The following is an 18,838-nucleotide window of genomic DNA, read 5'->3' as shown; positions in this document are numbered from 1 at the left end:
GGTCCTGGTGGGCGGCGGCTGGTGCACCGACCAGTATGAACGCCATGAACGACGTGCTGTCCCGCGAGTCGTCCGTCCCCTCGCCGCCACCCGCGGCGCTCCGCGCGTTCGTCGACCGGGTGGCGCTGTGGCACATCGGCTTCGTGTGGTCCGACGAGTTGGTGGCTGCGGCCTGTGACGCGTTGGTCGCGGGCCTCGATTCGCCGGCGCTGTGCCGGCTGGCCGGCCTCTCCCGTCGCGAGGTCGACTATGAGGCCCCCTTGCTCGTACCCGAGGTCCTGGACGAACTCGGTTGGCGCGCACCGGAGTCGGACCCGCGGACGCACGCCGCCGCCCTGCGCGCCCTGGCGGCGTTGACCGTTCGGGGTGAGCTGAGCCCGGGACGTTTCGTCGCCGAGAGCGAGTGGCTGGTGATCGAGGAACCGGAGGCCGACCGCAGGCTCGCGGAACTCAACGGCGCTTACGGTTGGGCCGAGTGGAACGACGTTCCCGCCGTCGCCGACCTCGACGCCGGCGCCCTCGCCGAGGCGCGGCGCCTCTCCGGGCTGTAGGGCCTTCGCGGCACGGCCCTGGCGCTCGGCCGGGGAAACGCCGCGCGGCGCCGGGGCGCTCGCCGTCCTCCGACGCCGCGCGGTCTCGGGCGCCGCCGCCCTCAGGCGCCTCGGAACGCGCCGTCCGCCCCGAAGACCCGCTTCGCGAAACGCTCCCCGACGCGTCGGTGGGCGGTCGCGTCGAGGTGCAGGTTGTCGGGGAGGGGCAGTTCGGCGCTGTCGGCCTCGCCGTAGAGGAGCCGGCCGTCGAGCAGGTGCAGGCCCGGATCGTCCGCGGCGCGTTGGGTGACGACGCGCGTCAGTTCTTCCCTGACCACCGAGAGCGTCAGCCGCCCGGCGGCCACCTCGGCCGGGTCACCGGTCGCGCGGAAGGAGAGGTGACCGGCCGCCATCGCCTCGGGATCGAACGCCGCCGGCCCCGGGGTGTGCTCGTGGATCGGGCAGTACAGCGGGGTGACGACGAGCAGCGGTGTCGTCGGATGGCCTTCCCTGATCGTGTCGAGAAAGCCGTGGACCGCCGGGCCAAAGGCCCGTAGCCGCATCAGATCACCGTTGACCAGGTTGATTCCGATCTTGATGCTGATGAGGTCGGCGGCGGTGTCGCGCAGCGTCCGGGCCAGAAAGGGGTCGAGCAGCGCGCTGCCGCCCAGCCCGAGGTTGACCAGCTCCACGCCGCCGCGCGCCGCGGCCACGGCGGGCCAGATGCCGGTCGGCCGGGTGGCGTTGGAGCCGTGGCTGAGCGAGCTGCCGTGGTGCAGCCAGACGGGGCGGTCGGTCTCCGTGGCGGGCTCGACGGGGGCGTCGGCGCGGAGCGCGACCAGCTCGGTGGTCTCCTGGTGCGGAAGCCAGATCTCGACGTGTTTCGACCGGTTCGGAAGGTCGGCGAAGCGCAGTGTGACCGGTTCGCCGGTGTGGTGGGCGGTGGCGCCGGCCGCGAGGTCGATGGTGAGCGTGTGGCCTCCGCCGACCGCCGTCGCCTGGCCGGTGAGCACGCCGTCGACCAGCAGCTCGTACACGCCGTCCGGTCGCGGCGGCATACCGGGATAGACCCGCTTGGTGGGCAGGGTGTCGAGCTCGACGACGGTGGCGGCGGTGTGGAAGGCCAGCCGCACGCCGGAGGGCTGCGACTCGACCATCGCGAGCTGCGGGTCCGCGCACTGGGCGCGCGCCCGCGCGGGAAGGCGATGCGGAAGCAGGCCGTGGGGCGTGCGTTCCACTTCGAGCGCCCCGCGCAAGAGCTCGGGGGCGAGGGGCGTGGTGATCAGTGAGGTGGTCATGCGAGTGCTCTCATCGAACGAGACCGGCCTCGGACGAGGCGGAACAGGGCGGGAAAGGGTGGGAAAGGGGCGGGTAGGGAGCGGAGAAGGGAAGGGACGGGGGCGGGAAAGGGCGGGGCGGGCAGGACGCAAGAGAGGCGGAACAGGGAAGCGGCCGAAGAATCGGAGACGGAGAAGAGAGCCGAACCGGACCGGAACGGTCACCTTCCGTCACGGACCGTCAGGGCGCCGGCGCCGGCCAGTTGCGGAGCAGGGCGTCGAGGGCGTCGAGGGTCCGCAGCCAGGTCGTGTCGGTGTCGGGCGCGCTGTGGCTGAACCCCCCGCCCAGCTCCAGGCTGACGTAGCCGTGGAAGGCGCTGCCGAGCAGCCGGACCGCGTGGGTCTGGTCCGGCTCCTCCAGCGCGTAGCCACGCAGAATGGCGCGGGTCAGCCGCGCGTGCCGGGCGCCCGCGCTGGCGGCGGCCGTCTCGGGGTCGAGCCGCAGCTGCGCGGCGGTGTAACGGCCGGGATGCTCGCGGGCGTAGTCCCGGTAGACGTTCCCCAGCGCGGCCAACGCCTCCCGGCCCGCCCGGCCCGCGACGGCCTCGCCGGCCAGGTCGGCCATCTCCTCCAGCGCGAGCAGGGCGATCCGCGTCCGCAGGTCCTGGGAGCCGCGGACATGGGAGTAGAGACTCGCGACCTTGACGTCGAACCGCCGCGCCAGGGCCGAGACCGTCACCTGGTCGAACCCGACCTCGTCCGCCAACTCGGCGCCGGCGGTGGTCAGTCGCTCCGTCGACAGTCCCGCACGTGCCACGGCTGTCGCCCCCTCTCGTCTTCCTTCGGCTCTCACCAAACTACCTAAAGGTTATAGGTAGAAGTCGAACTATATGAGGGAGACATCCGTCACCCCCGGAGCCGGACGGTGATCGCCCGGTGCGCGCCCGCCAAGCGCGACGGCGCGGATCCGTACGCGTGACGGTGCGCGCCCGCCGCTCATGACGGCGCGGAACCCGCACGCGCGACGGCGCGGAACCCCGCACGCGCGACGGCGCGGATCCGTACGCGTGACGGTGCGCGCCCGCCGAACGCGACGGCGCGGAACCCCGCACGCGCGACGGCGCGGAACCCGCACGCGCGACAGAACCCGCACGCGCGACGGCGCGGATCCGCACGCGCGACAGAACCCGCACGCGCGACGGCGCGGCCCCGGCGGCGAGGGCGCGCCGGCGGGTGAGTTGGCCGGAAAGCGGCGCCGGGCGGGTGGCAACGGCCGGAAGCAGCGCTTACGGGCGGGGGAAAGCGGGGCTAACTTCCGCCCTAGGGAGCGCTCCCACGCGCGGCAGCAGCACCGACGACGGGCCGTCGGCGCATCGGCTCGGGCCGATGCCGTCGGTTGCCCTACTCGGGAGACGACTCTTCTTCCCAAGGAGTGACCCGTGTCCAACGAATCAACCGGTCCGAGACCCAGAGCGGCCAGGCCCACCAGGGCGCGCGGCAGGTTCCGCTTCCTCAGCGTGCTGGGAGTGGGGCTGTTCGCCCTGCTGGTCGCCTCCCTGCCCAGCCCGGCCGCCGCCCACGGCGCCACCATCCTCCCCGGGTCCCGCACCTATCTGTGCTACCTGGACCTGAGGGAGAACAGCAGCACCCAGATGCCGTCCAACCCGGCCTGCGCCTCGGCCGTGCAGCAGAGCGGGACCGGCCCGCTCTACAACTGGTTCGCGGTGCTCGACTCCAACGGCGGTGGCCGGACGACCGGTTACATACCGGACGGCACCCTGTGCAGCGGTGGCAACCGTGGTCCGTTCGACTTCTCCCCGTACAGCGCGGTGCGTTCCGACTGGCCCACCACGCATCTGTCCTCCGGGGCCAACATCGAGCTGCGGCACAGCAACTGGGCGCACCACCCCGGTGAGTTCAACGTCTATATCACCAAGAGCAGCTGGTCACCCAACCAGTCGCTCGGCTGGGGTGACCTGGAGCAGATCAGCACCGTGACCAACCCGCCGCAGCGCGGTGGTGTGGGCTCCGAGGAGGGGCACTACTACTGGAACGTTCAGCTGCCGAACCGTTCCGGTCAGCACATCGTCTTCGTGCACTGGATTCGCTCGGACAGCCAGGAGAACTTCTACTCGTGCTCGGACGTCGTCTTCGACGGCGGCAACGGCCAGGTCACCCTCGGGGACCAGACCCTGAGCGCGGAGCAGGTCGCCGCCGCGTCCGACGAGGCCACCGCGGCCGCCGCGGTGCGGGCCGGCCACGCGGGCCACGCCGACCACGCGGGCGGGGAGGTCGCGGACGGGGCCTCGACCATGTCCGGCTTCTCGCTCGGGACGGTTTCCGTGATGCGGGCCGTCGGTTCCGACCTCGCGGGTCTCCTCTCGTAGTCCCGGGCCCGCCGCGCCGGTGACTTGGGCGCGCGGGCTACCATCCTGGCGGATGCCGTGCACGGCATCCGCCAGGATGGCGAACGGTCGGTCGGCGGCGGGAGTGGGATGACGGGCGCGAGCGGAAGCCCTCGGCTCTACGGCGAGTTGGCGCCCTGGTGGCCGTTGATCTCGCCGGTCGAGGTCTACGAGGAGGACGCCGCGACCACCAGGGAGCTGTTCGGGCTGGCGCCCCGCCCGGTGCGGGAGGTGCTGGAGCTGGGCAGCGGCGGCGGGCATCTGGCGCGTCATCTGCGGGACACGTTCACGTTGACGCTGGTGGACCTCTCGCCCGAGATGCTGGCGGTCTCTCGCGAGGTCAACCCGGGGACCGAGCATCTGGCAGGCGACATGCGGGAGTTGCGGCTCGGGCGGGAGTTCGACGCCGTGCTGGTCCATGACGCGGTGGACTACATGACCACCGCCGCCGATCTGGCGGCGACGTTTCGCACGGCCTGGGCGCATCTGCGTCCCGGCGGCGTGGCGGTCTTCTTCCCCGACCATGTCGCCGACACCTACGAGCCGGTGACCGACTGCGGCGGCAGCGACGCGCCGGACGGCAGCGGGGTGCGCTATCTGGAGTGGAGCCTGCCGCCCGAGCCGGGCGCCACCAGCGTGCGCACCGACTACAGCTTCACCCTGCGCGCGGCCGACGGTTCCGTGCGGCTGGTGCACGAGGCGCACCACACGGGGCTCTTCCCGGTGGCGCGGTGGCAGGAGTGGCTGGCCGAGGCCGGGTTCGCGGTCACCACCGTGACCGAGCAGGGGGGCGCCGAGCGCACCCTGTTCGTGGCGCTGCGCCCACCCGTCTGACGCCGGGCCGGGCGAAGACGGGGGACCCGCGCGCCCGGACGGGAGAGTGCGGGCGCGCGGGGAGAGCCGGAACGGCCGATCCGGGGGCTGGTCGGATGGTGGCCGGGGCCGGCTCCGTTCGTGGGGCGGGCAACGCGCGGCCTTTTCCGCGGGCCCGGCTATTTCTGCTGCTTCGCTTGGTGCCGCTCTGTGCGGAGGAGAATGCCCGGCATGGGAAGGCCGTGAATCCCCTTCCGTGTGCGTCTTTTCGTTCGGAACGTAACCGCAGCTCATCGGCCGCGTCAAGGAGTTGGTGCGAGGGTTCTCCCGGCGCGCGTGAATTCCCCGGAAGGGAATATCGGAGAACGTTCGCCATCGCGTTGGGAGCAGTATTCGCGTGGAGAATGCCGCGCACCGTGTGGACAAAAACGCCGTGCGGCCGGGACGTTCGCGAGGGAACGTCCCGGCCGCACGGGTGTCACCGCGGGGGTCGGCTCAGGACACGGCCTTGGCCACCGCGATCGAGCCGGAGAGCCGTTCGCCCGCCTCGTAGACCATGTAGGCGACACCCCGGTCGGTGCCGAACGACGGCGCCGCCGACCGGCCGTCGTCCGGCGCCCCGGAGAGCGGGGTGTGGAAGACGCCGAGGTGGTCGCGGAGCGAGAAGTCGTTTCCGACCTCGGTGATGAACATCCTGCCGCCGCTGGCCTTGTCCGAGTGGTACACGACGTACGCGCTGCCGTTCCTGGTCAGCAGGTGGGGGCCGCTGATGTCGTTCACCCCGACGTCGGTGTGGCGGATCAGCCGCTCCTGCGAGAACGTCCACTCGCGGCCGTCCCGCGACCAGCCCCAGCCGATGTCCCGGTGGTTGCTGGCGTCGTTGATCATGAAGAGCATCACGTAGCGGGCGTTGTCCCGCGCCGGCAGGTCGTGGCGGAAGACGCGGGCGTAGGACGCCTCCTTGCTGCCCTCGGGCAGCATCGAGGTGTGGAGGACCGTCCTGTCGTAGGTGAAGTTGATCCCGTCGGTCGAACGGGCCAGCCGGGTGGTGCGGTTGTCGCCGTGGAAGTACAGCCACATCTCGCGCTCGTCCTCGTTCCACAGCACGTGCGGGGAGGAGACGTGCGGGACGGAGTAGTGGTCGTCCCAGACGTTGCTGACCAGTGGATTGCCCGGGTACTCGGTGAAGGGGCCCTCCAGCGAGTCGCCGTAGGCCAGGCAGATCCCGCCCGGGTCGTCGTGCGGGGCGTAGTAGAGGTAGTAGCGGCCGAGCGGGTCGCTGAGCCGGTCGTAGACCCCCCGCACACAGGGGAAGATGATCTCCTTCTGGCTGGGCGGGTAGATCAGGTCGGCCGGGCGCAGCAGCGTCGTGACATAGCGGTAGTCGGGGAAGCCGCCCGGCGCGGCCGAGGCCGGTCCGGCGCCCAGCGCGGTCGCGGCGCCGCCGACGCCCAGCAGGGTGCCGGCGGCGGCCGCGCCGCGCAGCAGCGTGCGACGGTCGACCGAGGGGGTGTGGGACATGACACGTTCTCCGTTCGTCGTTGAACCGGTGGTGGGGGTGCGAACGCGGGTCAGAGAGGTGGTCAGGTGAACTGGTTGGGGAAGTGGTCCGGTACGGGAAGGTGGTCAGACATACAGCGAGGCGGTCACGATCAGCCCGCCGAGCGCCACGCACCAGACGTAGGGCAGGGTGCGCAGCATCACCTGCTGGGGGCTGACCCCCGAGTACTGCGCGCTCCACACCGTCTGGGTGCTGGTCGGGTCGGCGACGCCGAAGACCTGGTTGTAGGAGGTGGTCAGGCCCAGTACGGCGACCGCCGGGTAGATGCCGGCGGCGATCAGCACGCCGGCGATGCCGGCGCCCAGCCCGTACACGTTCAGCGGCCCCCGGTAGAGGCACAGCGGCACCAGCGCGCCGAAGACCAGGACGAAGACCACCGGGTTCTGCGGGCTGACGTTCCTTACCAGCGGCTCCAACGCCTCGATGGAGCCGGGGAGTTGCACGGCGGCCAGCAGGATGCCGATCGCCACGAAGAGCACGATCGGCGCAGCCGCCACGTCGAACGAGGCGTACAGGGTGCGCAGCAGCCGGCGGTTCATCTCCCGGGGCCTGGTGGTGGTGACCAGTGCGTACAGCACGCCGCCCAGCAGCGACGGAATGATCGCGATCTCCAGGCCCAGCGCCAGGACCAGCGGAACGACCGGGGTGAACAGCGCGTACCAGGGCGCGTCGCCCAGCCGTCGCCGACGGGAGGGCCGGCGTTCGGCCGAGGCGTCGACCGACTTCAGCGACCAGGCGTGCTCCACGCCCCGCCGACGCGTCTCGATCAGCACGAAGAGCACGGCGAAGAAGGCGGCGAACGGGAACAGCTTGATCATGAAGTTGCGGACCGTCTCCACCGGCAGGTCCAGCGCGGTGGAGAAGAACTGCCACACCGGCAGCTCGAACGGCAGCCCCGCCGCCAGGCCCATCAGGATGGTGCCCGCGGCCGTCACCTTCGGCACGCCCACCGCGATCATCGCGGGGATGCCGATGATCCCCGCCAGCATCGCGGCCGGCGCCGAGCCGGTGACCGTGCCGACCAGCCCGGAGACCGCCAGCACGCCGAGCGCCACCACGGTGGGCCGGTCGCCGCCGAACTCGACGATCTTGCGGACCAGGGTCCCGGCGATGCCCGTCTCGTCCAGCAGCTTGCCGAGCCACGAGCCGAGCAGGATCGCGATCATCGTCGCGGCCAACCCGCCGGCGCCCTCCTGGAGCACCGTGTCCAGCACGCTCTCCTCGCCGGTCAGCGGCGCGCCGGTGACCAGGGCGATGGAGACGCCGAGCAGCACCAGCGCGAACGCCGTGGGCAGTTTGCCGGAGAGCATCAGCACGACGCCCACCAGCATCATCAACAGAATCACGACACCCATGGCGACACTCAGCTCTCTCTCGACGACACCGCGTGGGTCAGCGCGGCGGTCAGCAGCAGGGGACTGCGGCCCAGGCCGCAGACGGTGTGGGCGAAGGCGTGGGCGGCCAGCTCGTCGGCGCCGGCCACATGGCCGAGCCGTCGGAAGCGCCCCACGCGCAACGCCGTGTGGTCCAGCCGGCGGCGCAGCTCCGCGCGGTGGGCACGGTCGCCGAGCAGCCGGTGGCCCTCCTCGTGGACCAGCGCCGCCCGGCGCGCCGAGCCCGGCGGGAACCAGTCGCGCCACCCCAGCAGTTCGACGGTCTCCTCCGCCAACGCCAGCGTGTCCGTGAAGAGTTCGACGGTCTCCACCGGCCGGGACCGGTAGCGCGCCAGCAGCAGCCGGTCGTCGTCCAGGCCGCCGTCGCGCTCCACGACACGCGCCTCGCCCGACCAGCCCTCGGCACCCGCCTCGGGGTGCGCGGCGGCCAGTTCGGCGCCGAACTCCCGGGCGACCTCCGCCCAGCGGCGCAGCTCGGCGTCGTCGCGGCCGGCGTGCAGCGGGATGTTGGCCAGCAGCAGCCGGCCGAACTCGATGTCCTCGGTGGCGGCCAGTTCGGCGCCGCGCGCCCGCAGCGCGCGCCGCCCCGCCGTCGACGTGGGCGCGCTCATGAGCGGGCCTCCACCACGGCGATCACCGGCTCGTCGGCGGAGCGGGCCCGCAGCTCGCTGCGGGCCAGCGCCAGCAGCGGCTGCGCGTCCAACACCCCCGACAGGTCCGCGATCCGCGATCCCAGCAGCAGCCGCACCGCCGGCGCCCGCACCCCGCCGTCGCCGTAGGCGGTGGTGTCCCGCACCAGCGTCGCCAGCAGCTCGGGCGCCTGGCCCACCGTCGTGGACGCCACCGTGGCGTCGGCCGCGTGCAGCCGCACCACCCCGTCCGCGTCCACCACCCGCACCGGGTGTGTGGCACGCCGGAAGCGGCGGCTTCTGGTGGTCCCGAAGACCGTGTGCGTGGGCGTGCGGCCCAGCACCTCGACGCGTTCCGCCTCCGTCTTCAGGCTGCGGGCCGCCGTCGCCAGCCGCTCCGCGTCGTCCGAGCGGTGCGCCCGGTCCTGGGTGCGCAGCTCGGTCGCTCCGGTGGCCACCGCCCGCACGGTGTTGGTCTGTGGGTCGACCGTGACCTCCACCTCGACCCCCGCCGGCGCCGCGCCCTGCTCCACCACCGCCTGCTCGGCCTCCGCCCGCACCGCCAGGATCTGCTCCTGGGTGGCGCCGGGGATGATCCGCTCGATCTGCTCCCGCACCAGCGCGAGCGCCACCCCGATGGGGCTGATCACCTCGTTGTGCTCGGCGATCCGGCCGGGCAGCCCGACCACCTCCGCCAGGTGCGGGGTGACGCTGGCCGCGCCGCCCCCGCCGCCGACCAGCACCACGGCGTCCCGGTCCAGCCGGTAGTCCCGCAGCATCGCGTCGACGACGGAACGCACCTCCTTCACGCCCGCGTCCAGCACCGCCCGCGCCGCGCCCGCGACATCCGTGCCCAGCGCCTCGGCGAGCGGGGCCAACGCGGCGCGTGCCGTCGCCGGTTCGGCGCGGGCGAAGTCGCCCTCCGGCACCTCGCCCAGCGCGTTGGCCGCGCAGGTCATCGTCACCGCGAACGTCCCGCCGGCCGCCTCCAGCACCGCGTGGTCCTCCGGGTCGCCCGGCAGCGGCGCGATCCGCGCCAGCCGCGCGTCCCGCAGCTCCTCGGGATCGGCGAAGCAGGCGTAGCGCAGCCCCGCGATGTGCGCGCTGCGCGGCCCCGCGGCCACCACCTTCCCGTCCCCGATCCGCACCATCGAGCCGCCGCCCACGCCCACCGTCCGCACGTCCAGCGCCGGCAGATAGGAGGAACGGCCCAGCAGCGTCGCGTGCCGCACGGCGACCTTGCCCCTGCGGATCACGCTGATGTCGGTCGAGGTGCCGCCGGTCTCCAGGAAGACGCCCTCGCTGATCCGCTCCCGCATCAGCGCGCCCGCGACCCCGGCCGCCGGGCCCGACAGGACCGTCAGCAGCGGCCGGCGCCGCATCTCGTCCAGCGACATCACGCCGCCGTCGCACCGCATCACCATCAGCGGCGCCGTGATCCCCGCCTTCGCGATGCTGCCGTCCACCAGGTCCGCCGTCGCCAGCATCCTGGGCAGGATCGCCGCGTTGACCACCGCCGTCCTGGTGCGCTTGCGCAGCCCGTAGAGCGAGGTGATCTCGTGCGCCGCCGTCATCGGCAGCCCGAACTCGCGCGCCACCTCCAACACGGCCCGCTCGCCCTCCGGGTCGTCCACGCTGAACGGCTCGCTGACCACCAGCACCCCGACGCCGCCGTCGACCAGCCCCCGGACCGCCTCGCGCACCGCGCCGGTGTCGTGCGGGTCGGGCACATGGGCGTAGCGCAGCGGGAACGGGTGGTTCTCCGTCAACGGCAGCTTCGCCAGCGCCGAGAGGCGCCTGGTCAGCGCCGCGCCGGGCCCGGTGCCCACGCCGATCAGGCCGACGGGGGAGACGTCGCCCTCCAACAGGGCGTTGGTAGCCTGGGTCGTGCCGTGGGCCAGGAAGGACACCTCGGCCGCCGTGTGGCCGGTCTCGGCCAGCAGCCGGTCGAGCGCGGTGACGATGCCGTGGGCCACCCCGTCCTCGTGGTGGTGGCTGGTGGGCACCTTGACCTGGCCGACGAGCGCGAGCGTCGTGGCGTCTACGGCCACGGCGTCGGTGAAGGTTCCGCCCACGTCGATGCCGACGCGGATCTGGCGGGTGTGCGGATGGGTCGGCCGGTGAGAGGTCATCGTCTGGACACCTCCTCGTGTCTTCGCGTTGTGGTGGTGGGTGGGGACGGCCGGGCGGGCCAGGTGGAGCTGACTCGCCCGGCAGGTCGCCCGCTGGGGGCGCGCCGCGGGCCGTTCAGTAGCCCCGCACGTCGGGCCAGTGCCGCTGGACGCCCTCGCGGTCCAACCGGCGCAGGAAGTCGGTCAGATGCTTCTCCTCGCCCCTGACCTGGTGCGGGACGACGCCCTCCGACAGGCAGTGCGCGGCCAGCGCGCCCGCGGCCTCGCCCACGTTCCACTCCACCGGGTGGAGCCGGTAGCAGCCGTTGGTGACGTGGGTGGTGCCGATGTTCTTGCCGGCCGGCAGCAGGTTGGTCACCCGCCGGGGCAGCAGCGCGCCCAGCGGGATCTCGAACGGGACGGAGGCGATGTCCACGTAGTTGTCGCCGCCCGTCGACGGGTGCAGGTCGATCCGGTAGGCGCCCACGCCCACCGAGTCGGGGTGGCGGGTGCCGCCGTAGGGGCCGACGATCTCCATCGACACGTCGTGCTCGGTCACGGTGGTCACCGCGCGGATGCGCCGCGCCTCCCGCACGTACGCCGCCTTGGCCAGGCCGTCGGCGGTGCCCGTCACGTCGCCGCGCGGCCGCAGCCCGGGGAAGCCGGTGCCGCCGTCCGGGCGCGGCGCCTCGGTCTGGAGCCAGTACAGCACCGACAGCGACAGCTGCCGCGCGCCGTGCAGCGCCCGGCGTTCGCCCTCCTCGCCGAGGCCGATCAGCGGGGACTCCCAGTAGTCGTTCAACGGCCAGTTGACCAGCGTGATGTCCGAGTCGAACGCGCCCTCCCGGTGCAGCTTGCGGGCCAGGATGCGGCGGAAGCCCCACAGCTCCTTGTCGCCGGCGTCCGCGCTCTGGTCGGCCGAGACCGCCAGCGGGTCCTGCTCCGGGTTGGGCTCGAACGTGCGCGGCACCGACTCCAGCGAACGCGGGTCAGGCGCCTGGAACCCCAGCAGCGGGCCCGGCCAGAACGGCGGCCGGTAGTCGCGCCAGAACGCGTAGTCCGCCGGCCGGTCGATGGTGTGGTCCTCGCCCTCGTGGTGGGAGAGCGCGAAGCAGAACGTGATGCCCTGCTGGTTCAGCGGGTCGGCCTGCTCCGGGGCGTGCGGCTCGTCGTGCTCGGAACGCGCCTCGGCGCCCAACACGTGCTCGACGTCGGCCAGTTCGAGCAGTTCGCCGGTTTCCGTCGCGTCCAGCACATAGGGCGCGGCGACCGTGTGCCGACCGCCGCCGCGCAGGTCGCGCAGCGTCACGGCGCGCACCTCGTCGCCCTCGGTGTGGGCCGCGACCGGGCGGTGCTCGGTGAGTACGGTCAACCGGCCCGCCGCGCGGTGCGGCGCCAGCATCCCCTCGATCACGGCGAGCGCGACGCGCGGCTCGACGCAGAGCTTGCTGACCCGGCCGGCACCCGGGTTGAGCTGCGGCAACGCACTGGCCTCGGAACGCAGCGGGTACCACTGGCGGTAGTAGTCCCGCATCCGCTCGCGCAGCGCGCGGTAGCTGGCCGTCACGCCGAACTGCTCCACCCACGGGTGCTCGTCCGGCGGCACGGCCTGCGACGTCAACTGCCCGCCGAGCCAGTCGGTCTCCTCGGTCAGCACGGCGCGGTGCCCGGCCCGGCAGACGGCGAGCGCCGCCGCGACCCCGCCGAGCCCGCCGCCGACGATCAGCACGTCCGTGACGGACTCGCGCGCGCCGGCCGGCGAGGTGGGGGCGGGGGTGGGGGTGGTCACGGTGTCGGAGGTCGGCATGGGGTCTTCTCTCCCTGGGTGGTGCGGGCCCCTCCGGGGGGCGACGTCGGTGCGGTCGTGGTGCGGTGGCTCGGCGGGTGCGGGCTGCCGGTGGGCGCCCGCGGGGCTTTCCGCGCTCCTCGGCGGGTGGGTGGTCCCGGGGCGCGGGGGCGGTGACCGGCCGGGTGGGTCATCGGGCCTCCTTCGCCGGGGGAGGCCCGGACGTCGCGCCGGGGCGGAAGGCGCACCCGGCCAGCGTCGCGCCGGGGCGCTGCCCGGCCAGCAGGTCGGTCAACGCCCGCACCGCCGCCGCGCCCAACTCGGCGCGCGGGATGTCGAAGCCGGTGACCGGCGTCGCCAGCGGCAGGTCAGGCGGCGGCGAGCCGAGCAGCGCCAGCGACAGGTCCTCGGGCGCCCGCAGCCCGGCGGCGGCGACCGCGTCGTGCAGTGCCCGCCACACCGCGCCGGTGTCGGTCTCCTCGGCGACGAACGCGGTGACGCCGGCGGCCCGTTGCCGCAGCACCCACTCGGGCGTCAGCTCCCGGGCGGGCGCCCCGACCCGGACGACGGTGCCCTCGGCCGTGGCCAGGCCCTCGCGGAAGCCGCGCTCTCGGTCGGTGGAGGCGGGCGCGTCGTCGTCCTCGCGGACCAGCACGACGCGGCGGTGGCCGGCGTCCACGAGGTGGGCCACCACCTCGGAGCTGGCCGCGACGTAGTCGGCGCCGACCCACGCCAGTTCCGCTATCTCGTCGCGGCGGCCGACGTGCACCAGCGGGAAGCCGTCGTCGACCAGCCGCCGCAGCGGCTCGGTCGGGACGTGGCGGCCGAAGAGCAGGCAGCCGTCGGCGAGCCGCACCCGCTCCAGCGCGCCGGGCGCGGCGGCCCGGCCGCCGCCGCTGCTGGAGCCGGTGAAGAGCACCAGGTCGAAGCCGCGCTCGGCGGCCTCCCGCTCCACGCCGACCAGGAACGGGTAGTACGAGTGCGCCGGGTCGGTCGGGAAGGTCGCGGTGAAGCTGAAGACGCCGAGCAGGTTGTTGCTGGCGGCGGCCAGCCGCCGGGCCGCCGGGTCGGGGACGTAGCCCAGGGTGCGGGCCGCCTCCAGGACCCGCTGCCGGGTGGACTCCTGGATCACGATGCCCTGCTTGTTGCCGCCCAGGACCAGGGAGACCGTCGTCTGCGAGACCCCGGCCAACCGCGCCACCTCGGCCTGACGGGGCCTTCCTCGCCTGATCTTCCCGGTCACCTGCAAACCCCTCGCTGACGTCCTTGTCGTGCTCGCTAATGCGTATTAGTTGAGTGGAGCGGAGCGCCACGGTCTGAACTAATGCGGATTAACGAGCACCTTCGTCCTCCCGCCCCGGCCCCGTCAAGGGGTGGCGCCGACCTTCACGCAGATCGCCACGGGCGGCGACGTTCCGTGTCCGGGGAGGGCGGCGATGTTCCGTGTCCGGCGCGGGCGAGGGCGGAACGTGAGCGGCGGGACAGGAGGGGTGGGGCGGGCGGGGCGTCAGAGCGCGGAGTCCGGCCCCAGTCGGTGGTAGGCGCGGTCGAGGAAGACCAGCGGGCCGGCCTCGGGGCGGACCTCGGCCCCGAGGGCGAGCAGGGATATCAGCAGACTGCCGCCGACCGGCGTGCGCTCCAGCACCCGGGCGCGTATCCAGGCGTGCGCGCCGTCGATCACCGGTTCGCCCGTGGGCAGCCGGTGCCAGCCGCCGGCGGCGAACCGGTCCAGTCCGCTGGTGGCGAAACGCACCGCGAGGTCGCGCTGGTGGTCGGCGAGCAGGCTGACCGCGAGGGTGTCGACGGCGGCCACCGCCGGGGCGCAGGAGGAGGTGGCGGCCAACGAGAAGGCCAGCAGGGGCGGTTCCGCGGAGACCGAGATGACCGAGGTGGCGGTGAACCCCGCCGGCCGTCCGTCGTGGGTCATCGCCACCACCGCCACCCCGGCCGGGTGCCGGCGGAAGACCGACTTGTACTCCGCGCCGGTGAGATGGCCGGTCTCGACGCGCTCGCCCGGGGTCATCGCCCGCCCCCCACGCCGGTGGCGCGCGCCGGCGCGGCGGCGACATCGGGGCGCGGTCCCTGGGCGAGGGCGTCGGCCGCCCGCTCGGAAAGCGGGGTGGGCGTCGGGGGCGAGACGGGCAAGGGGTTCCTCTCGTTCACGCGGTCGACGGTCCTGGGGGCGCCCGGTGGCGCGGGCCGGCCGGTGCGCGTCGGGGTCGCGGGAGCGGCGCCGGGCGCCGCCTCGCCCTCAGGCCGACGGGTGTCCGGGCGAGCGAGGGGACGGCTCGACCGGCGACGGAACCGGCGCATGACGTGTCATGGTCGACACCCTAGAACCCGCTCGCGGGGCCGTCCACCGGCGCCGGAAGCCCCAGGCCGGCCAGCCGGGTCGGTAACGGGCGACGGGGAAACGGGAGTTGGCCGTCGGGGCCGGCGCTCGACGCCGGAGCCTGGGGCGGGTGTGAGCCTCGTCATCGCGGGTGCGGGCCCTCGCGGGGCGCCCGATCCGGGCGCAGCCGGTTCAGCAGGTCCGCCGCCATGGCGCGGGCGTGCCGCAGCCGGTCGCCGTCGCCCTCGAGGCCGGCGCGGGCCATGGCCCCCTCCAGGAGGAAGGCCAGGTGTTCCGCCGTGGTGCGCGCCGTGTCGGGGTGCTCGGGCAGCAGGGCCGCGACATGCCCGGCGATCAGGTCCTCGACCGCCTCCTTGTGTCGGCGCACCAGGGCGCGCCCCTCGTCCCCGGCGGGGATCTCCGCGGCGGCGTTGAGCAGTCCGCAACCGCGGAAGCCGTCCTCGGCGGCGCTGTCGATGTAGGTGTCGAAGACGGCCAGCACGCCGTCGCGGGGGTCCTCGGTGGGGCGCAGGCGTGCCCGGTAGCGCGTCAGCCACTCCTGGTGCCGCAGGTCCAGGTAGCCGCGGACCAGTTCGGCCTTGGAGGAGAAGTTGTTGTACAGGCTCATCTTCGCCACCCCGGCCTCGGCCGTGATCGTGTCGACGCCGGTGGCCGTGACGCCGTCACGGTAGAAGCGCGACGCGGCGGCGGCCAGTACACGCTCCCGGGCCGGCCGCCGCCTCCCGGCGCCCGGTGCCCGCTTCGTCTCACTCATCGGAACCTCGATTCGACTAGACAGACAAGTCTACCTACTGTGGGGGGCGCGCGGCACCCGGTCAGCGACGGCCGAGCCGTCCCCCCCCGTCTCAGCGACCCGAGGAAGCACCATGACCCTTCTGACCGACAGCCTCGTCGTCGACGGAGTGCGCCTGGCCTACCGGGACCGCGGCCGGGGCGAACCCGTGGTCTTCCTCCACGGCACGCCCTCGCACTCCTACGAGTGGCGCGACGTCGTGCCGCGGGTCGAGGCGGCCGGCTTCCGCGTCGTCACCTACGACCTGCTGGGATACGGCGGCTCCGAGCGGCCGGTGGGCCGCGACACCTCGGTCGCCGCCCAGACGGACCTCCTGGGGCACCTGCTCGACGCGTTGGGCGTCGGGCAGGTCAACGTCGTCGCCCACGACATCGGCGGCGCCATCGGACAGCGTTTCGCCCTCGCCCGTCCCGAGCGGGTGCGGCGGTTGATGCTCATCGACTCGGTCAGCTACGACTCGTGGCCTTCCGCGACCTGGCGGAAGATCATCGACGAGAACCCGGAGGGCTTCGCGAGCATGTCGCAGGACGAGCTCGACGCCCTGCTGACCCGGCAGCTCCGGATGACCGTCGCCGACGACTCGCTCATGACGGGAGACGTCCTTGGTGCGTACCTGGCGCCGCATCAGTCGGCGCCGGGGCGCGCCTCCTTCTTCGAACACCAGGTACGCCACTACGACTCCAGGTACACCGAGGAGATCAGCGACAGGCTCGGGCAACTGACCATGCCCGTTCGCATCCTGTGGGGAGAGAGGGACCGGTGGCAGCCCGTGCGCTACGCGCGGCGGCTTCGCGACGCCATCCCGCACGCCGACCTCGTCGTCGTGCCGGAAGCCGGCCACTTCCTCATGGAGGACGCCCCCGAACGCGTCGTGCGCGAGATCGGTGACTTCCTCCGCACCCCGCTCCGGTGACGACGCGGTCGACGCCCCCGGCCCGGCTCACGCCGCCTCCCTCCGGGGTGCCGCCCCGGAGGGAGGCGGCGTGCGGGTAAACGCGGACGATCGGCGCCCACCCGGCCGCGGTCCGCGCCCGCAGAGGCCGGCCGCGGGCGCCGGCCCTCCCCGGCGGGGCGCCGGTCGGCCGGAAGGTCGGGAGGAACCCCGCGACCTCGCTTACCATCGCTCTCGGCGGCCCCCACACGCGCCGGGCGCGGGGGGCGCCAGGCTTCCGCGACCGTGCGATTGACGTGAGGAACCCAGGACCATGCCGACCGAGACGTTCGAGTTCCAGGTAGAGGCGCGTCAGCTTCTCCAGATGATGATCCACTCCATCTACTCGAACAAGGACGTGTTTCTGCGCGAGTTGATCTCCAACGCCTCCGACGCGTTGGACAAGCTGCGCATCGAGTCGCTGCGCGACGACTCGCTGGACGCCGACGTGAGCGACCTGCACGTCGAGATCGAGCCCGACCGCGAGGCCCGCACCCTGACCGTGCGGGACAACGGCATCGGGATGTCGCGCGAGGAGGTGGTCGAACTCATCGGCACCATCGCCAAGTCGGGCACCGCGGAGCTGCTGTCGAGGCTGAGGGAGGCCAAGGACGAGAGCACCGCCGAGGGCCTGATCGGGCAGTTCGGTGTGGGCTTCTACTCCAGCTTCATGGTGGCCGACGAGGTGACCCTGGTGACCCGTAAGGCCGGGGAGAGCGAGGGCACCCGCTGGTCCTCCACCGGCGAGGGCGGCTACACCGTCGAGACCGTCGAGGACGCCCCGCAGGGCACCGCCGTCATCCTGCGGCTGAAGCCGGAGGACGCCGAGGACCAGCTCTTCGACTACACCTCGCCCTGGAAGATCAGGGAGATCGTCAAGCGGTACTCGGACTTCATCACCTGGCCGGTGCGGATGGCCCCCGAGGCGCCCGCCGCCGAGGCGGCCGAGGACGCCGAAGCCGCCGCCCCGGAGGGGGAGGAGGGCGAGGAGCCCGCCGCGTCCGCGCCGCCCGAGCCGGAGACGCTCAACTCCATGAAGGCCCTGTGGGCCAGGTCGCGCGACGAGGTCAGCGACGAGGAGTACCACGAGCTCTACAAGCACATCAGCCACGACTGGACCGACCCGCTGGAGACCATCCAGCTGCGGGCCGAGGGCACCTTCGAGTACCAGTCGCTGCTCTTCCTGCCGGCGCGCGCCCCGCACGACCTCTTCTCGCAGGCCAACCGCCGCGGGGTGCAGCTCTATGTGAAGCGCGTCTTCATCATGGACGACTGCGAGGCGCTCGTCCCCGAGTACCTCCGCTTCGTCAAGGGCGTGGTGGACGCCCAGGACCTGTCGCTCAACGTCTCCCGCGAAATCCTCCAGCAGGACCGCCAGATCCAGCTGATGCGCCGGCGGCTGGTGAAGAAGGTGCTGTCCACCGTCAAGGAGATGATGACCAAGCGCGAGGAGAACTACGCGACGTTCTGGCGGGAGTTCGGCCGGGTCGTCAAGGAGGGCCTGCTCAACGACCCGGACAACAAGGACGCCATCCTCAAGATCTGCTCCTTCGCCTCCACCCGCGACAAGGAGCGGCTGGTCACGCTCGCGCAGTACGTGGAGCGGATGAAGGAGGGCCAGAAGCACATCTACTACATGACCGGTGAGTCCAGGACCGCGATCGAGAACTCGCCGCACCTGGAGGCGTTCGAGGCCAAGGGCCTTGAGGTGCTGATCCTGACCGACCCGGTCGACGAGGTGTGGGTCGGCGCGGTGCCCGAGTTCGAGGGGAAGGAGCTGCGCTCCATCGCCCAGGGCGAGGCCGAGCTGGACGGCGAGGAGGAGGAAGGCGAGGAGGCCAAGGCCGAGAAGGAGCGCCGGCGCGAGGAGTTCGCGGAGCTGCTGACCTGGCTCGGCGAGCGGCTGTCCGACGAGGTCAAGGAGGTGCGGCTCACCTCGCGGCTGACGGTCTCGCCCGCCTGTGTGGTCACCGACGCGGGCGACGTGACGCCGGCGCTCCAGAACCTCTACCGGGCGATGGGGCAGGAGCTGCCGGAGAGCAAGCGCATCCTGGAGCTGAACCCGGAGCACGCGCTGGTGACCGCGCTGCGCAAGGCGCACGCCGCCGACCCGGCCGAGCCCGCGCTGGGGGAGACGGCCGAACTGCTCTACGGCTCCGCGCTGTTGGCCGAGGGCAGCCAGTTGGCCGACCCCGCCAGGTTCGCCAAGCTGCTGAACGAGCGGCTGGAACGGGGTCTCTGACCCCCGGCCCCGC

The 18,838-nt window shown here is 73.0% G+C and carries 15 protein-coding genes; 5 read left to right on the top strand and 10 right to left on the bottom strand.

Annotation, left to right across the window (positions count from 1 at the left end; translation table 11 throughout):
* Positions 1-44 precede the first annotated feature (44 nt).
* Complete coding sequence (locus CRP51_RS20625) at positions 45-551, top strand: hypothetical protein (protein ID WP_141514634.1); 507 nt, start codon at positions 45-47, stop codon at positions 549-551.
* 101 nt (positions 552-652) lie between these two features.
* On the opposite strand, the gene CRP51_RS20620 is transcribed toward CRP51_RS20625, so the two are convergent.
* Together CRP51_RS20620 and CRP51_RS20615 are read right to left on the bottom strand one after the other, a co-directional pair.
* Entirely contained in the window at positions 653-1,828 is a 1,176-nt protein-coding gene (locus CRP51_RS20620; protein ID WP_097232770.1) for an SGNH/GDSL hydrolase family protein, read from the bottom strand.
* 220 nt (positions 1,829-2,048) lie between these two features.
* Positions 2,049-2,624, bottom strand: a complete 576-nt coding sequence (locus tag CRP51_RS20615; protein ID WP_097232769.1) for a TetR/AcrR family transcriptional regulator — start codon at positions 2,622-2,624, stop codon at positions 2,049-2,051.
* Positions 2,625-3,324: 700 nt separating this feature from the next.
* Between CRP51_RS20615 and CRP51_RS20605 the strand changes: the two genes are divergently transcribed.
* Positions 3,325-4,194, top strand: coding sequence for a lytic polysaccharide monooxygenase auxiliary activity family 9 protein (locus CRP51_RS20605; RefSeq protein WP_245880721.1), 870 nt, complete (start codon positions 3,325-3,327; stop codon positions 4,192-4,194).
* Positions 4,195-4,302: 108 nt separating this feature from the next.
* Positions 4,303-5,046, top strand: coding sequence for a class I SAM-dependent methyltransferase (locus CRP51_RS20600; protein ID WP_097232768.1), 744 nt, complete (start codon positions 4,303-4,305; stop codon positions 5,044-5,046).
* 474 nt (positions 5,047-5,520) lie between these two features.
* Here CRP51_RS20600 and CRP51_RS20595 read toward each other — a convergent pair whose 3' ends face one another.
* The 8 genes from CRP51_RS20595 to CRP51_RS20560 all read right to left on the bottom strand — a co-directional run bounded on the left by CRP51_RS20595 (position 5,521) and on the right by CRP51_RS20560 (position 15,613).
* The gene (locus CRP51_RS20595; protein WP_097232767.1) at positions 5,521-6,546 is read right to left on the bottom strand and encodes a glycoside hydrolase family protein; all 1,026 of its coding nucleotides are present in this window, start codon (positions 6,544-6,546) and stop codon (positions 5,521-5,523) included.
* A 105-nt stretch (positions 6,547-6,651) separates the two neighbouring features.
* Positions 6,652-7,941, bottom strand: coding sequence for a TRAP transporter large permease (locus CRP51_RS20590; RefSeq protein ID WP_097232766.1), 1,290 nt, complete (start codon positions 7,939-7,941; stop codon positions 6,652-6,654).
* Between the two features lie 8 nt (positions 7,942-7,949).
* Entirely contained in the window at positions 7,950-8,591 is a 642-nt protein-coding gene (locus CRP51_RS20585) for a hypothetical protein (RefSeq protein ID WP_097232765.1), read from the bottom strand.
* A complete protein-coding gene (locus CRP51_RS20580) occupies positions 8,588-10,741 on the bottom strand; it encodes a hydantoinase/oxoprolinase family protein (protein ID WP_097232764.1) in 2,154 nt (717 codons plus the stop codon). The genes CRP51_RS20585 and CRP51_RS20580 overlap by 4 nt, the downstream gene beginning before the upstream one ends.
* Positions 10,742-10,856: 115 nt before the next feature.
* A complete protein-coding gene (locus CRP51_RS20575) occupies positions 10,857-12,527 on the bottom strand; it encodes an FAD-dependent oxidoreductase (protein WP_097232763.1) in 1,671 nt (556 codons plus the stop codon).
* A 169-nt stretch (positions 12,528-12,696) separates the two neighbouring features.
* Positions 12,697-13,707: a LacI family DNA-binding transcriptional regulator gene (locus CRP51_RS20570; protein ID WP_097232762.1), complete on the bottom strand. Its 1,011-nt coding sequence runs from the start codon at positions 13,705-13,707 to the stop codon at positions 12,697-12,699.
* Between the two features lie 306 nt (positions 13,708-14,013).
* Positions 14,014-14,529 (bottom strand): flavin reductase family protein, encoded by a 516-nt coding sequence (locus CRP51_RS20565; RefSeq protein WP_097232761.1) that lies wholly within the window; start codon positions 14,527-14,529, stop codon positions 14,014-14,016.
* Positions 14,530-14,980: 451 nt separating this feature from the next.
* Entirely contained in the window at positions 14,981-15,613 is a 633-nt protein-coding gene (locus CRP51_RS20560; protein WP_097232760.1) for a TetR/AcrR family transcriptional regulator, read from the bottom strand.
* A 112-nt stretch (positions 15,614-15,725) separates the two neighbouring features.
* On the opposite strand from CRP51_RS20560, the gene CRP51_RS20555 reads away from it, so the two are divergent.
* Entirely contained in the window at positions 15,726-16,565 is an 840-nt protein-coding gene (locus CRP51_RS20555; protein WP_097232759.1) for an alpha/beta fold hydrolase, read from the top strand.
* A gap of 292 nt (positions 16,566-16,857) precedes the next feature.
* Complete coding sequence (gene htpG, locus CRP51_RS20550) at positions 16,858-18,825, top strand: molecular chaperone HtpG (RefSeq protein WP_097232758.1); 1,968 nt, start codon at positions 16,858-16,860, stop codon at positions 18,823-18,825.
* Positions 18,826-18,838 lie beyond the last annotated feature (13 nt).

It is taken from the genome of Streptomyces zhaozhouensis (assembly GCF_900230195.1).
Taxonomy (GTDB): Bacteria; Actinomycetota; Actinomycetes; order Streptomycetales; family Streptomycetaceae; genus Streptomyces; species Streptomyces zhaozhouensis.
Note: the sequence above shows the minus strand (reverse complement) of the source record. Positions and strands in the feature narration are given on the sequence as shown.

Excerpts from the sequence above, each read along its gene's own strand:
- CRP51_RS20625 (WP_141514634.1), top strand. The coding sequence starts at position 45 with ATGAACGACGTGCTGTCCCGCGAGTCGTCCGTCCCCTCGCCGCCACCC.
- CRP51_RS20620 (WP_097232770.1), bottom strand. The coding sequence starts at position 1,828 with ATGACCACCTCACTGATCACCACGCCCCTCGCCCCCGAGCTCTTGCGC.
- CRP51_RS20600 (WP_097232768.1), top strand. The coding sequence starts at position 4,303 with ATGACGGGCGCGAGCGGAAGCCCTCGGCTCTACGGCGAGTTGGCGCCC.
- CRP51_RS20595 (WP_097232767.1), bottom strand. The coding sequence starts at position 6,546 with ATGTCCCACACCCCCTCGGTCGACCGTCGCACGCTGCTGCGCGGCGCG.
- CRP51_RS20590 (WP_097232766.1), bottom strand. The coding sequence starts at position 7,941 with ATGGGTGTCGTGATTCTGTTGATGATGCTGGTGGGCGTCGTGCTGATG.
- CRP51_RS20585 (WP_097232765.1), bottom strand. The coding sequence starts at position 8,591 with ATGAGCGCGCCCACGTCGACGGCGGGGCGGCGCGCGCTGCGGGCGCGC.
- CRP51_RS20580 (WP_097232764.1), bottom strand. The coding sequence starts at position 10,741 with ATGACCTCTCACCGGCCGACCCATCCGCACACCCGCCAGATCCGCGTC.
- CRP51_RS20575 (WP_097232763.1), bottom strand. The coding sequence starts at position 12,527 with ATGCCGACCTCCGACACCGTGACCACCCCCACCCCCGCCCCCACCTCG.
- CRP51_RS20565 (WP_097232761.1), bottom strand. The coding sequence starts at position 14,529 with ATGACCCCGGGCGAGCGCGTCGAGACCGGCCATCTCACCGGCGCGGAG.
- CRP51_RS20560 (WP_097232760.1), bottom strand. The coding sequence starts at position 15,613 with ATGAGTGAGACGAAGCGGGCACCGGGCGCCGGGAGGCGGCGGCCGGCC.
- CRP51_RS20555 (WP_097232759.1), top strand. The coding sequence starts at position 15,726 with ATGACCCTTCTGACCGACAGCCTCGTCGTCGACGGAGTGCGCCTGGCC.
- htpG (WP_097232758.1), top strand. The coding sequence starts at position 16,858 with ATGCCGACCGAGACGTTCGAGTTCCAGGTAGAGGCGCGTCAGCTTCTC.